General features: G+C 34.4%; 11 protein-coding genes. 3 read left to right on the forward strand and 8 right to left on the reverse strand.

Annotated features, from left to right (window positions below):
- Positions 1-202 precede the first annotated feature (202 nt).
- Entirely contained in the window at positions 203-2,536 is a 2,334-nt protein-coding gene (locus ACSVH7_RS14200; protein WP_438067348.1) for an ATP-dependent helicase, read from the forward strand.
- A gap of 70 nt (positions 2,537-2,606) precedes the next feature.
- Positions 2,607-3,227: an L-threonylcarbamoyladenylate synthase gene (locus tag ACSVH7_RS14205; protein WP_438067349.1), complete on the forward strand. Its 621-nt coding sequence runs from the start codon at positions 2,607-2,609 to the stop codon at positions 3,225-3,227.
- A gap of 509 nt (positions 3,228-3,736) precedes the next feature.
- Here ACSVH7_RS14205 and ACSVH7_RS14210 read toward each other — a convergent pair.
- The 3 genes from ACSVH7_RS14210 to ACSVH7_RS14220 all read right to left on the reverse strand — a co-directional run bounded on the left by ACSVH7_RS14210 (position 3,737) and on the right by ACSVH7_RS14220 (position 6,392).
- Positions 3,737-4,288 carry a cupin domain-containing protein gene (locus ACSVH7_RS14210; protein ID WP_438067350.1) on the reverse strand — a complete coding sequence of 184 codons (552 nt, stop codon included), beginning with the start codon at positions 4,286-4,288 and terminating at the stop codon, positions 3,737-3,739.
- Positions 4,289-4,359: 71 nt separating this feature from the next.
- Positions 4,360-5,193, reverse strand: a complete 834-nt coding sequence (locus tag ACSVH7_RS14215; RefSeq protein ID WP_438067351.1) for an AraC family transcriptional regulator — start codon at positions 5,191-5,193, stop codon at positions 4,360-4,362.
- 437 nt (positions 5,194-5,630) lie between these two features.
- Complete coding sequence (locus ACSVH7_RS14220; RefSeq protein WP_438067352.1) at positions 5,631-6,392, reverse strand: S1/P1 nuclease; 762 nt, start codon at positions 6,390-6,392, stop codon at positions 5,631-5,633.
- A gap of 159 nt (positions 6,393-6,551) precedes the next feature.
- Here ACSVH7_RS14220 and ACSVH7_RS14225 point away from each other — a divergent pair, with 159 nt between their 5' ends.
- Complete coding sequence (locus tag ACSVH7_RS14225) at positions 6,552-7,010, forward strand: RNA methyltransferase (RefSeq protein WP_438067353.1); 459 nt, start codon at positions 6,552-6,554, stop codon at positions 7,008-7,010.
- 226 nt (positions 7,011-7,236) lie between these two features.
- On the opposite strand, the gene ACSVH7_RS14230 is transcribed toward ACSVH7_RS14225, so the two are convergent.
- The 5 genes from ACSVH7_RS14230 to ACSVH7_RS14250 form a co-directional block, all read right to left on the reverse strand.
- Positions 7,237-8,508: an acyltransferase family protein gene (locus ACSVH7_RS14230; RefSeq protein ID WP_438067354.1), complete on the reverse strand. Its 1,272-nt coding sequence runs from the start codon at positions 8,506-8,508 to the stop codon at positions 7,237-7,239.
- Between the two features lie 280 nt (positions 8,509-8,788).
- Entirely contained in the window at positions 8,789-9,148 is a 360-nt protein-coding gene (locus ACSVH7_RS14235) for a hypothetical protein (protein ID WP_438067355.1), read from the reverse strand.
- A 514-nt stretch (positions 9,149-9,662) separates the two neighbouring features.
- On the reverse strand, positions 9,663-12,671 hold the full coding sequence (locus ACSVH7_RS14240) for a TOTE conflict system archaeo-eukaryotic primase domain-containing protein (RefSeq protein WP_438067356.1): 3,009 nt from the start codon (positions 12,669-12,671) through the stop codon (positions 9,663-9,665).
- A gap of 8 nt (positions 12,672-12,679) precedes the next feature.
- Positions 12,680-13,372, reverse strand: a complete 693-nt coding sequence (locus tag ACSVH7_RS14245) for a nucleotidyl transferase AbiEii/AbiGii toxin family protein (protein ID WP_438067357.1) — start codon at positions 13,370-13,372, stop codon at positions 12,680-12,682.
- Positions 13,362-13,886: a hypothetical protein gene (locus ACSVH7_RS14250; protein WP_438067358.1), complete on the reverse strand. Its 525-nt coding sequence runs from the start codon at positions 13,884-13,886 to the stop codon at positions 13,362-13,364. Before ACSVH7_RS14250 ends, ACSVH7_RS14245 begins: the two co-directional genes overlap by 11 nt.
- Positions 13,887-14,414: the final 528 nt, after the last annotated feature.

Below are 14,414 nucleotides of genomic sequence, written 5' to 3' on the forward strand. Positions count from 1 at the left end.
TGGCTACCGAAGTAGCGCGGATAGCCCGACCGCAGCTAGCAGAAGGGGCGCCTAACACCAACGCTTGATGCCCCTTTTGCTAGCTGGGGTCACGCCCAAATAGGTGTTGTAAGAGTACTGTTTTTAATTTGTGAAATTGAGGGTTTGGCTTTCGGATATCGTACTTAAATCCTTATTTTTGCCTACCTTTAATAAAAATGTTATGCACCAATATATCGATCAACTCAACGAAGCCCAACGTGAACCTGTACTGCAAAAAGATGGTCCTATGATTATCATTGCTGGCGCGGGTTCGGGAAAAACAAGAGTACTTACGATTCGAATTGCTTATTTGATGCATCAAGGCGTGGATGCTTTTAATATACTATCATTGACCTTTACCAATAAAGCGGCTCGGGAGATGAAAAATCGTATTTCCCAAATTGTGGGTTCTGGAGAAGCTAAAAATTTATGGATGGGGACGTTTCACTCGGTTTTTGCTCGTATTTTGAGAGCAGAATCAGATCATTTGGGGTATCCTTCTAATTTTACGATTTATGATTCTCAGGATTCATTGCGTTGTATTTCGGGTATTATCAAAGAAATGCAATTGGACAGAGATATCTACAAGCCCAAACAAGTCTTGAGTCGAATTTCGAGTTACAAAAATAGTTTGGTCACTGTGAAGGCTTACTTTAATAATCCGGAATTGATGGAGGCGGATGCCATGGCTAAAAAACCGCGTTTGGGTGAAATTTACCAGCAATATGTGGAGCGTTGTTTTAAATCTGGAGCGATGGATTTTGATGATTTGTTGTTGAAAACCAATGAATTATTAACGCGTTTCCCTGAAGTTTTGGCTAAATATCAGAATCGTTTTCGTTATATTTTGGTAGATGAGTACCAAGATACCAATCATTCTCAGTATTTAATTGTAAGAGCTTTATCGGATAAATTTCAAAATATCTGTGTGGTGGGGGATGATGCGCAAAGTATTTATGCCTTTCGAGGTGCGAATATCAATAATATTTTGAATTTTCAAAAAGATTATGAGGGTGTAAAAACCTTTCGATTGGAGCAAAATTATCGTTCCACTAGAAATATAGTGGAAGCGGCCAATACTATCATTGATAAAAACAAAGTTAAATTAGACAAAATTGTTTGGACGGCCAATGATTTTGGTCCTAAAATAAAAGTGCATCGCAGCATGACTGATGCCGAAGAAGGACGATTTGTGGCCAGTACTATTTTTGAACAAAAAATGCAGCATCAGTTACACAATGGTTCGTTTGCTATTTTGTATCGTACGAATGCCCAATCAAGAGCCATGGAAGATGCGTTGCGCAAAAGAGATATTCCTTATCGAATTTACGGCGGGTTGTCGTTTTATCAGCGTAAAGAAATCAAAGATGTATTGTGCTATTTGCGATTGGTAATCAATCCCAAAGATGAGGAAGCGCTAGTTAGAGTCATTAATTATCCCGCTCGAGGAATAGGGGATACCACTATTGAAAAGTTGACCATTGCAGCGAATCATTACAAGCGGTCAATTTGGGAAGTGATGCAAAATGTGGATAAAATTGATTTGAAATTGAATGCAGGGACCAAGAACAAATTGCATGATTTTGTGACCATGATTCAGAGTTTTCAAGTCATCAATGAAAACCAAGATGCTTTTTATATCACCGATCATGTGGCCAAAAAAACAGGATTGGTACAAGAATTGAAAAAAGATGCTACACCGGAGGGAATGGCAAAAATTCAAAATATTGAAGAACTCTTAAACGGTATTAAAGATTTTACCGAAGGACAAAGAGAAATTGACGGTGCTCGTGGCGCCTTGTCTGAATTTATGGAAGATGTGGCCTTGGCTACCGATTTGGATAAAGACACGAGTGATGAAGATCGGGTGGCTTTAATGACGATTCACTTAGCCAAAGGTCTAGAATTTCCCCATGTGTTTGTAGTAGGAATGGAAGAAGACTTGTTTCCAAGTGCCATGAGTATGAGTACCCGAAGTGAATTAGAGGAAGAACGCCGTTTGTTTTATGTGGCTTTAACCCGCGCCGAGCATCAGGCCTATTTGACGTATGCACAATCGCGTTACCGTTGGGGTAAATTAACCGATTGTGAGCCTTCTCGATTTATTGAGGAAATTGACAGTCAGTTTTTAGAATATTTAACGCCTGCTGAAAGTAACTATCGTTATAAGCCCCAAATTGACAGTGATATTTTTGGCGATGTAGATAAGTCGAGATTACGATTAGCGAAGCCTACAGCAGGAACTCCACCTAAGTATGTAACAGACCAACACCCCAAATCCGATGCGCCCATACGGAAGTTGAAACCCGTAGGTAATGCGAGTACTTCGGGTGCAGTCAATTTATTTGATAATCAATTGGTAGTGGGGAATCTTGTAATGCATGAGCGTTTTGGGAGAGGGCAAATTTTGAATATCGAGGGAGCCGGCGCCGATAAAAAAGCCGAAATCAAGTTTGAAGTAGGCGGAATTAAAAAATTATTATTGCGATTTGCAAAATTAGATGTGATTGGGTAATCTAATAAAGTATAAAGGTCGTTTTTAATAGTTAGCATAGCTTTAAACTTTTAAACAAAACAAATGTTGTATGGCACAATTCATTAAAATATACGAAGACAAACCTAGTGAGGCGGCTATTGCCAAAGTGGTAAAAGTGCTCAAAGAAGGCGGTTTAGTTATTTATCCAACCGACACGGTGTATGGTTTGGGATGTGATATTACCAATACTAAGGCCTTGGAAAGAATTGCCAAAATCAAAGGCATCAAATTAGAGAAAGCGAATTGGTCTTTTATTTGTCATGATTTAAGCAATCTTTCAGATTATGTGCGCCAAATTGATACAGCAACTTTCAAAATTTTGAAACGAGCGTTGCCAGGGCCTTATACTTTTATTTTGCCAGGGAATAATAATTTGCCCAAAGAGTTTAAAAAGAAAAAAACGGTAGGGATACGTGTGCCCAATAATTCCATAATTCTCGAAATGGTTAAAATGTTAGGCAATCCAATTGTTTCTACTTCTATACACGACGAAGATGATGTGATTGAGTACACAACCGATCCAGAATTAATTTTTGAAAAATGGCAGAATCTAGTGGATTTGGTCATCGATGGTGGCTACGGAGAAAATGTAGCGTCTACCATTATTGATTTGTCTGAATTTGAGCCTGTTGTAATAAGGGAAGGAAAAGGAACGCTTGATGTTTTTTAAAAAAATGCTAAATCGCGTTATTTTTGGCTAAAAAACCAATTTTTTTCGCATGGTGTTTGTTAAATTTATAGTACATTTACTTAAACAAAGAAAAAAAAATTTTAATAACTTATACTATAATGTAATTCTTAATATATTTAATTGGTTATTAAAACAATATTGAGATTGCATTCGGCAGGTCGAAAGACCTGCCTTTTTTGTGTGGCTCTTGTGATGTAATTTGTTTTTTGGAGCAGAATGATTCTCGATTTTCAGTTAGTATCGTCCCGATTTACATTGTACTCGAGTGACAGACAATTAACGAAGTAATCCGATGCAGTGTAACCAGGACACAAGGATTTCAAAAGAAATCGGGGCTAACGAGTAGATTTTGTTTTCATAACCAAAAAATAGCAGTATAGTTTTAATAATACTGCTATTTTATCATTACGTTGCAAAATGAGATTTGTTTAAGAGTACATACTCGTTGTTTGCGAGCACCAAAAGATAAACGCTTATTTTTTTTAAAATCAATAAGCTAATGGAGGTCCAACAATTTTCATTTCGTGTTCTTCAAAAATTTTAGCAGCTATCTCTGGTTTTGGTTGTTCAGTGAGGTTGCCAATTGTTCTAAAGAAATCCTCCATTTTTCCTGAGGGTTGAAAAAAGAAAATCATTTTCCCCTTGGCCGATATTTGAGAGAAGGTATGCGGAACATTGCGCGGCAAGAAAATAGTATCTCCCGTTTGTATTTGATAGCGTTCCGAACCTATTTGAAAGAGATAGTCACCACTTACAATAAAGAAAATCTCATCCTGATTAGGATGAATATGTAATGGCGGTCCTCCTTTTTCATTTCCAATGTACTCAAAAACACTAAGCACACCATCGGTATCTTTGGAGGCAATTTTGAGATTGTTGGGACTACTGCCGTTGATGAGTGTTTTTTTCTCAAACCTACTTTGGTTGGCTTTTACAACAAAGCCTTTTGGAGTTCTTGTGGAAGGAGTAGGTAACTTGTGTCCTAAAGCCAATAACGGAATGGTAGCAGCTGATGCGGTAATAAAATTTCTTCGTTTCATAGTCTTTTGTTGTTGGTTACCGTACAAATTTGCTATGAAATTTCAGCAACAAATGGTAAAAAAACGACATTTTAATAGGTATCCGCTTCACCAAATTTCCGCTCAGGAGAATTCAAATCCAATAAATGAAATGCTGTAGGGGTGTGGTGGGTCAATTCTTTGTAATCTTTCGCTAAATGTTGGTAGTCATAGTAACCACATTGTATGGCTATGGTAAGCCAATCGTAATGGGGATATTTATTTTTCATTCTAAAAGTGCTTTCAAACCGAATGATTTTGCTGAAATATTTTGGAGACACTCCCATCCGTTCTACAAACTTTCGTTCAAATTGGCGTGGACTCAAACAAGAAGCTTGCGCTAGTGAATCGATGCTGAAATTTTGAGTAGCACTCAATAAAGTATTACAAACCATATCCAACCGATGTGCGTCTTTCTTTTGGTGTTGAACTTGCCGCCATAAAAAAGTTTCAATAATCGTTTTCATCTCAATAGAATCTTTGGCCTGATGTAATTGTTCGTTGATGTTCTTTATTTCTTTTGGAAAGACAGTTTCTGCATCAATATAGGAATTGGTCAGCTCATAAGAAGGAATGCCTGTGATTCTGAATAAAGCTCCAGGACGAAAAACGATTTGAAACACCAAAAAATCATTGCCAACGTAACGATTCGTAATTTCACTTTGTTGTCCCATAAGTACGCTTTTCAAATTGCTAATCTTAGTAGCGCTCTTGGTGTAAGAAACTGTTTCGGTGTCTTTGGGGTAGAAACTCAAACAGTGTTCAGCTCTTGGCGGATAAGCCTTAAAAGGAAGCGTTGCTCTTGAATCAAATACAAAATGTATTATCCGATAGACCCGAATGAATTCCTGCAAGGCTGCTGAGGGCTGTACTTCTAATAAGACCATACATTACTTGTTTAGAATAGTTTAAAGGTACGAAATCATTGTTTTGAATTGCTAAGCTATTGTAAATGAAGTTTTTTAGTGTTTATTTTAATTTAAAAAGCCTTCGGAATAGTATGTTCTGAAGGCTTTATTAGTATTATTGTTTTTTTTGTTGAACTGGTGCGTAAGCTTTTGGACTTTTACTTCCATTAATTTTTTTAGCTTGTCCAGGAGGAATTTTTTTCTGGCCACTATTGGTGTTATGGATACTGCAGCTGCTCATACTTAGGATGGTAAATAAAAGTAGTATATTAGGTATTGAAATCTTGTAAAGCTTAAATACTTTCATAATTGGTGTTATCATAAACGTATAATAAAATGTGAATTGATTTATAAATTGTACTGCTCATTAATTTTAAAGCAGAATGCCTTTGAAAGAAAATAAGTATATTTTATTTTTAAGTACTAAATATTTCTTTTAGTACAGAGGCTAATCTTATCCCGGCATGCAGTAACTGTTTTTTGATGATTGGGGCTTGGGTGTCTACATAGGTTTCGGGAATGACATTGCTTTTATAATCGTAAATGGTAGGCAAGTAGCTTCGAGATTCTTTGGCCCATTTTACGGTATTGATTTTACCCAATCGTTTGATTTTGTGTTTTGAATAGGTGTTGAGTGCCAAACAATCGCTGAGCGAAATATTTCTGGCGTTGATGATGCCGCTATCAAAAAAAGAATGCAGGTTGGTTCCTTTTCCGTTGTAGTTGATTTGTTGGGTATTACCGCCTTTGTCTGTGCCAAAACCCACATGCAGCGGTTGGTGCAAATCGCCCACCAAATGAAAAATGATACAGATTTTCATTTTTACTTCTTCGTTTGAAAGGTTTTTGTAGTTTTTTAGTTCCTGTATGGTTTGGGTCAATCGGAAAATGATATTGTCTCCTTCGTGGTTGACTACTTTTATACCTTTGTCAAAATTGACATAATGATACGGTTTTAAATAGTCGTAGGAGTGGTCGTCACGAAGTTCGTCCATCCAATTGGCAGCATCCTGAATAGAGCGCCCATCTAGGTATTTTGTCACTATGGCTTTTACGGAAGGGTCCAAGTAGGTAAAGGCAATTTCGGCCACTAAAGCGTGTCCTTTTTTGCCCCAAGCAAAGCTCGATTGCGAGATTAAAAAAGCGACAAGTACAAAGAGTGTCATTTGTTTTTTCATGGGATATATTTTTTAAAGTGGCAAAAATAGGGATAATCATTGAATACAATTCTTTAGTATGCCAAATGAATTGGATTGATGACTTAAAAATAATACTTAGCTTAGATTTGCTCAAATAAATTATGAAATCGTTAGGTTTGAGTTTGTATTTTTGCAAACATGAATGATAACTTTATAAATGAATACTTTGGTATTGGGATACAGAATGGTAAAACACCCGAAAATTTAGGGGTTTTATGGCGAACTGCGCAAAACTTGGGCGCTACGTTTATTTTTACAATTGGCAATCGTTATGCTAAACAAGCCTGTGATACGCATGATGCTGTGAAAGCCATTCCCTATTTTCATTATGAAAATTTTGAAGATTTTTATGAAAATTTACCTAAAGGAGCACGATTGGTTGGTGTCGAATTAAGTGGAAAGGCCGTTGATTTGGAAACTTTTGAACATCCAAGACGATGCGTTTATTTGCTTGGAGCTGAAGATCATGGGTTGTCTAATAAAGCGATGCAGCAATGCCACTATTTGGTAAAATTTAAATCGCAAAAAAGTTTGAATGTTTCTGTGGCTGGAAGTATAGTGATGTACGACAGGAATTTGTCCAAACCTAGATCTTAAATTTCTCGATTATCATGATGGTTTATTAAAACTTTAATTTGAAGTGTAGCAATGTTGTCAAGGATACGAACAAAAAGTCCGTAAAGACTAAAATCGTAGTACAACACACCCAAAAGTGCAGTTTAAAAAGCTGCTTTTTTGGGTATGTTGTATCGATTGAAGACAGCGGACTTGTACTAGATAGCCTTGTCTGAAAGCATCATTGTAATTTAAAATGAGATACGGCTTACACCTTGAAAATTAATTTCTTTTTGAATAAAATCCATAATATCATGCACCAAAAAGTAGCGTAGCTCAAGGCATAAGCTAAGGAGGCGTTCATGGGATTCTCAAAACAAGGACTTATTATAAAGTCGTAAAGATAGCTTTGAATCGAAAGGGTTTCTGTGGGTAGGTTTGGGTTTTGAATTTGGATGCCACTTAAGACTCTCGGTATTATACCTGAAAAGAAAAAAACGATCATTGGATTTACACCCCAGAACAAGAAAACTTGGCACCATTTGTCGACACGTTTTACATCAATAATGTAGTACAAAACTATGAGACAAAGACTAGCAATGCCCGCTGTATAAACGGCATAAGAACTGGTCCAAAGAGATTTGTTTATCGGAAAAAAAATATCCCAAAATACCCCCAATAGTAACAGGCCAAGGCCATAGATAGCAATTTTCTTTACCAGCTCTATTTTTGAGATGGGAAGTTGAAAAAGTTGTCCAATTAACATACCAATGATTCCCGAAGCAATGGCAGGTAGGGTACTCAAAATTCCTTCGGGGTCCCAGGTTTTTACTACGTCCCATAGATGTCCATTAAGTAGGGTGTTGTCTAACCATGCGGCCAAATTACTGCCTTTGTCTAAATTAGCAGGACCCACTCCCGGAACTGGAATCAAAGTCATGATTGCCCAATAACCCAACAATAAAACACAGGCGGTAAGGATTTGTTTTTGATACTCCCTTTTCAAATATAAAAGAGCTGCAAAAAAATAAACAATAGCAATTCGTTGAAGAACTCCTGGAATGCGTACTTCTCGATAAGCTTCTATGCCACTAAAGGCCAAAAAGAGCATCAAAGCTAAAAGACCGAATGCTAAACCTGATTTTACTTTTAGAGAAAAATTTCCTAACAAAGCATAAGCAACCAAGAATGTAATGCCTAACCGCAAAACCATTAGAGCAATTCCTTCTAGGCCGAATAATGCTATTTTACTAAAAAAATTCAAGAAAAGCCCCAAGCAAAAAATACGAATGGAACGGACTACTATTTTTTGAAAAACACTAGCATTCCATGTTTTTTCTGGCATAGCAAAAGGGATAGCAGTTCCCATTATGAAAATAAAAAAGGGAAAAACCAAATCTGTTGGGGTACAACCATTCCACTCCGCATGTTCTAAAGGAGGGTAAATGGCACTCCAACTACCCGGATTATTGACAATTGTCATTAATAAAATAGTAAATCCTCTAAAAATATCTAAGGAGAGTAATCGATCTTTAGTCATGGTCTTTTTTTTTGGACAGGGAATATTTTTTATTTCAAATAAATGATTTCTTTTTATACTATTCAAAAGTTTTTTTACTTTTTTAGCATTCTTAAATTTGAAGTGTTTTTGGTGTAATTTCACTATAATTTGCCATTGTATCATTAATCTTGAAACGTTCATTATCAAATGAAACCTTAGGATTATAAGAAATATAAAAAAAAATATTAAACTTTTACATAGTTAGAATATAAAACTTAGCTAAGTTCTAACGCAATTCAAAGGCTACATCAGCTAAAATTTAGTTAAGAAATTCGGAACTTTTGATTCGTAAAGCGTATTCTGTGCCTAAATAACTTGGGTCACCATGTTTTTCGGACCAAAAACCGTCTAATACATCTTTGGTAATACACTGATAGACCACAACACCTTTGTAGGTAATTTTGTCGTCTCCCTTGTACTTGAAATTAATGACTAAAATATTATTTTTGAAAAATCCAAAACCTGTTTGTTCTTGCTCATCGTTTATCAACCAATGGGCTTGGATTCGATTATGTTCGTCTAGCCTTAGTGTCAAAACACCTTGATACGCAATTATGTTGTTTGCTTCTTGATTACTTCCTGAAATGGAGTAGGTTCCGATTATATCTTGTGGGGTCATTTATTTGCCGATACAGAAATTAGAAATCTTTATTTTACAGTACTTAAGAGGTTATAAGGTACAGTTTAGGTACATCAAATTATATTTTTATTGTAAAATTAGTTATTTTTTTGATAAAAACATATCAATTGTTATCTTTCTCGTAATTAATCCTAATTATATACCTTGTAGTTCAAGGTTTTAAGAAATTGTTAGTACAATAATTCTCTCTTTGGTTATTTTTTTGAGGGTTTTAGCCTCGTTTTAAAAAGGAATTTTTTTAGGCTAATTTTTGTGCTAATTTTTGTTTGGGAAAATGAGATCCTAGTGTTTATGGGGGTTTGTTCATTTTCGAGTTATGTTTTGTAAATATTTTTTTATTATTTAACTAAAACTAGCTTACTTATATTTTTTTCATCTTTCGCTTTTTCAAATCATAATTAATCATAGAAAAGAGTAATTGTACAAATAACTCAATATTTATTAGGATTTATAGATATTTAAAATTTTATCAATATTGTAATTTGCAATGGTTTTATTTTATTCTCTCTTCAATCAAATCTTTCCAAATTACAAAGCCTTTTCGATCGTCTGAATAATCGTGGTGAATTCGGCTGAAATTCTCGGGAGGATTTTCAATAAATAGTTGTCTCCCTCTGTTTCTAATATTGTTAAGATCATTGTCAACTAACTTTAATTTGTCTGGAAGTGATTGATTGTCATTTTCGAAATGCCAAATGTATGTTGCTTCTTCTGTATTTAGTGTTTCTAAAACAATATGGAAACCCTCTTTTCCTGCCAAAAGAAAAAGAAATGAAAATGGATTAAGGACAAATCGAATTTTTAGAATAGCTCCATCATGGTGGTCGGCCAAATATTCCAACTGCCTTTGGTGTTTGTATTTTTTGTTTCGTAAAAAATCATTCAATAATTCTTCTCCTGAATCATATAACTTGGAGTTGTTTTTATTTTCGGATTGTAACTGTTTTATATTCAGTAAGTTTGTTGTTTCGTTAGCCTTTGTTTTACCCAAAAAAGTCTTTGTTATGAATTTAAACTTAACTCCTTCAACCAATTCCCTATTCATCTTTTGAAGGTCTTCAGAAGTTGCTAATTGCGAAATTAGTTTGCCGTTTTCGAATTCTGCATTAATAATAACCTTGATTGCCTTTGATTTGAACGTTTTTGAAAAATAGGATTTTAGAACTTCAAACTCAGGTCTGATTTCAAGATTTTCGATATCAAATTCAATCTTAGTTTTCAATTCAGGAATTTCGTATTTAAAAGTAATGCTTCCATAGTGAAATTCAAGTTCATCAAATTTAATTTTAACTTTTTTGTCGAGGGTAAAATTGTTTTTTGAAACAATGATTTTCTCTTCAGGTTCATCAAACAAGGTTGCTTGTTTAATAATTTTCCTATAATAAGTGTTTCTCTTCAGAAACATTTTGTCTAAGTAGTCAATTTTAATATCTCGATAGTCGTAAATTGTTGGTGTTATATCGGAACGCTGTACCCTACCTATATATTGGATCAATTTACCTTCAAAAGAAAATGGATAGACAAGAAATAGGCAATTGGCGTTCTGTAGGTCGCTCCCTTCTCCAAAAAACTGACCGGTGGTAATCAGTACTTGATAATTTCCATCTTTAAGAATTTTCCATTTTAAATTTTTGTTGTTTTCAGAATCTTCTCCGCTTAAAGTTACTGTTTCATGAGATTGTTTTAGATATTGGTAGAGTGAATCAATATGTTCTTTCCGCTCTGTAATAATTACAATTTTCTTGTTGGAATTCAACTCGTTAAATATATCGTGAAGAATTGTCTTATTTCTGCCTGAATCGTGAACTAGGATTTTTGATAGAGTTTCAAATTTGTCCGTCTTTGAATTAAATGGGACTTCTAGATCGGTGTTTCTAATAATGATTTTTGGCCTTTTAGATTTACTGATTTGATCCGATTTTATTTCGGCAATTATTTCTCCCAAATGAATGAAAATCAATTTATCGTCATTGTATTTTCTAAATGGAGTTGCTGTCAATCCATACAAATAAAAGGTTTTCAATTTTGAAATTGTATTTCTGAAGGTTTCGGCAGGAATATGATGGCATTCATCTAGGATAATGGTTCCAAAGGCATTCGAAATTTTAACTGCATCAGGTTTTTCAAGTTCTTTTGAAAGAGTCTGAATCATTGCAACAGTAATTTGTTTTCCAATCTTTGTTTTTCCCTGTCCTATTTTTCCAATTTCATTTTTTGGTATACCTAAGAAGGTTTCTATCCTTTCTATCCATTGATCTGAAATTTGTTTACGATGTGTGAGGATTAAAGCGGGTTGTTTTTTCTCAGCTATAATTTTTAATCCTACTATCGTTTTTCCTGAGCCGGCGGGAGCCACAATCACCCCAAAATCTTTTTTACCTACAGTGTTTATTACAAATTGTTGGTGTTCTTGGAGTTGAGCATTAAATGTGAAATAAACTTCATTGATTTTTATTCTTTCATCAATAAAATCATGTTCGATTTTGTTTTCTCTGCAAAATCGAATTATTTTTCCAATAAAACCCCTTGGAATGATTATTTCATTTTCAGTTTCTTCAATAAAATTGAAATAACGATCGATTCCAAATGTGTTTTTACCGATTTTCTTTTTTATCAAAAATTCGGAGTTCAAAAAATTTAGTTCCTCCTTTAGGAAATTTGCTAATGGTATGGTTATTACATTTCGATTGATTTTCACAACATTGTTTAATGTTATGGTTAATTTTTTATTTGTTGATTTAAGCAAAGAAATTGCAGGAATATTTTGAGTGGTATTATAGTTCTGAAAGAGCTCATCAAGCTTTAATGCTGAAATTCTTTGAATGCTTCTCAAATAATTCCATTGATCTTCAAATGAATGTAAATTATCGCAATCAATAAAACAGCTATTTCCTTCATCCAATGTTTTTTTATAAAAAGGAAGGGCAATCAAGTTTCCAAATCCTTTTCCGGAAAGAAAATCTTGATTAGGAAATAGTCTGTCAAAACTTGAACTCTTGTCAAATAGTGAAAAAATTCCTGCTTCTTCCAAAATAGAATTAAATATTTTTCTGCTTCTCATGGCAGGATAAGGTTGTTCAAAAAATATCCAAACGTGTCCGCCTTTACCTGAACGCGAACGTTCCAAATAGGAAGGGATCTCCATTTCTTTGCAGATAGACATAAATTTTTTACAGTCCTCTATCCAATTCTCTTTATCGAAATCAGAAACTAAAAACCAAGAAGTGTTGTTTTTCAACAAAGGATAAATTCCTATTTGTTGATACCCATTTAGATGTTTTTCTATTTCAATATCTGAGAAAGGCAAGTATTCTTTATCTGCGTATGTTTGAAAAGAACCGCCATTCATTTTATGAGCGCGATATCGATATGGGTCATAGAAATATGCGGGCATGTAACCGCTTTTGCCACCTTTTTCCCATCGTATGGCAAATACATCTTCTCTGCCAATAAAAACAGATTTGAATAACTGGATCTTATCAGATAGTGTTGATAATGACATTTGTTAAATTAATTTTCAATAATTGCATTTATTTTTTCCATCATTATAGGAAACCTTTCTTCTCTGAGATAAGGATGTAAATGCATAGCCAAGATTTCGTGAGCCTGTGGATGTTTTTTTAAAGTTGCTAATTCTTTTTTGATATATTCTTTTACATCAATGTCAGCATTTATTAGTTCTTCAACTATAGTTGTTCTATTGTCAAGCAAATAAATGATGTCTTCAAAATCATGACTTCCATAGAAATCATTTGCACCTCTGTCTTTGAATGCCTCAAATTTAGTCGCAAGAAAGTAGGGGAATGGTAAAATATTTATGGCTATACCTGCTGGTAATACGATTTCTTGTAGATTTTTAAATCCTGGTTTATACCATGTATTTGAAATCCCAATACTACTATCTTCGGCAGGCATTATATCGATTGCAATTTTGTCATACTTGTATGAACAAATAGATTGTCCCTCTGGGTCAGGATAGAAATTGAGTTCTGCTAATCGTTCTTGCATTTTTGCCCATTCAGCATAATTTGCCAAATTGATAGTCATGTCAATATCAGTTGTGGGTCTTATTTCATCCGCGGCGGGGTCGTCTGTATATAAGCTGATTACAGCCCCTCCAATGAAAACCATCTTTTCTCTCAATTCTTTTAGCCCCTCGGCTACTTGTGCAACTAATGCTAAGTTTATTATTTTATTGTGCATTTAGGATTCTTTTTTCTAATTCTTTTTTTGCTATTTCTTTTTCTCTTACTCTTCCTACTCTTAAGGCATCTACTAATGCTAAAAGTTCATATAATTTTTGGTCTTTTAGAGCTGCTTCTACTACGGTTTTATATAAAGGCTCTATAGCCTGGCCTCTTTCGCTTCCTTTTGCAAATGGCCAAACATATTTTTCGGAGGAATTAATTGTTTGATTTAGAGGAGCTGAGGAATGTGCCGTATTTATGCCTCTTACAATAGGACCTGGTTGTTGTGGAAAGACATAACTTAGTCCGTGTAAAACAAATTCATTGAATGCCAATCTGTTTACTTTCTTACGAGCATTGTCTATTAACCCCGCATATTTAGAGCGATTGAGCGATTGTGTCACCTCGGATTGACTCATTCCTAAATCTAGTGCAAGTGTATGGTGAAACCAGTTTTCATCCCCCAGAGCTATAATCTTAAGTAGAATGACTATATCTTGTGGTTTCAGATTGTTTTTTAATTGTGCCATTTTTTTATATTGCATATTGCGATATGCAATATTAGGTAAAATTATATTGTAATACAATAGTTTGTGTTTTTTATATCGCATATCGCGATATGCGATATAGTCTCTCTGAAATATGTCCGTTATCAATGTCCTATAACTTACTATGAAAATTTATTGGTAAATATATTCGCTTTGCTAAAATTGGATGCAAAGTGAGTTGTTGCAAAATTTGCGACAACTACTACTAGGCCAAATTTTAAAGCTTTTTTGTACTTTGAAAATTTTAGTCGTTTAGAAGGCATAGTATACGTCTTTAGAAATTTAATCAATTTTATATTGTTATACGGATAGAAAATGTCTCTTTGATTTGATGGGTTGTTTTTTGGGTTGTTACGATTGAAGAAAATTCCATAAACTTTTAGGAGAGAGAATAAGAAGATTTTAAGACATAAATATCACTTGATTTAGTGATTGTTTCAGTTTGCTTTTATGGTTATGTTTGGGGAAATTAAATGAATTTAAAATGCATCTAAATGAATTTACCAAATG

The sequence above is a fragment of the Flavobacterium sp. TSSA_36 genome, assembly GCF_051547165.1.
Lineage (GTDB): Bacteria > Bacteroidota > Bacteroidia > Flavobacteriales > Flavobacteriaceae > Flavobacterium.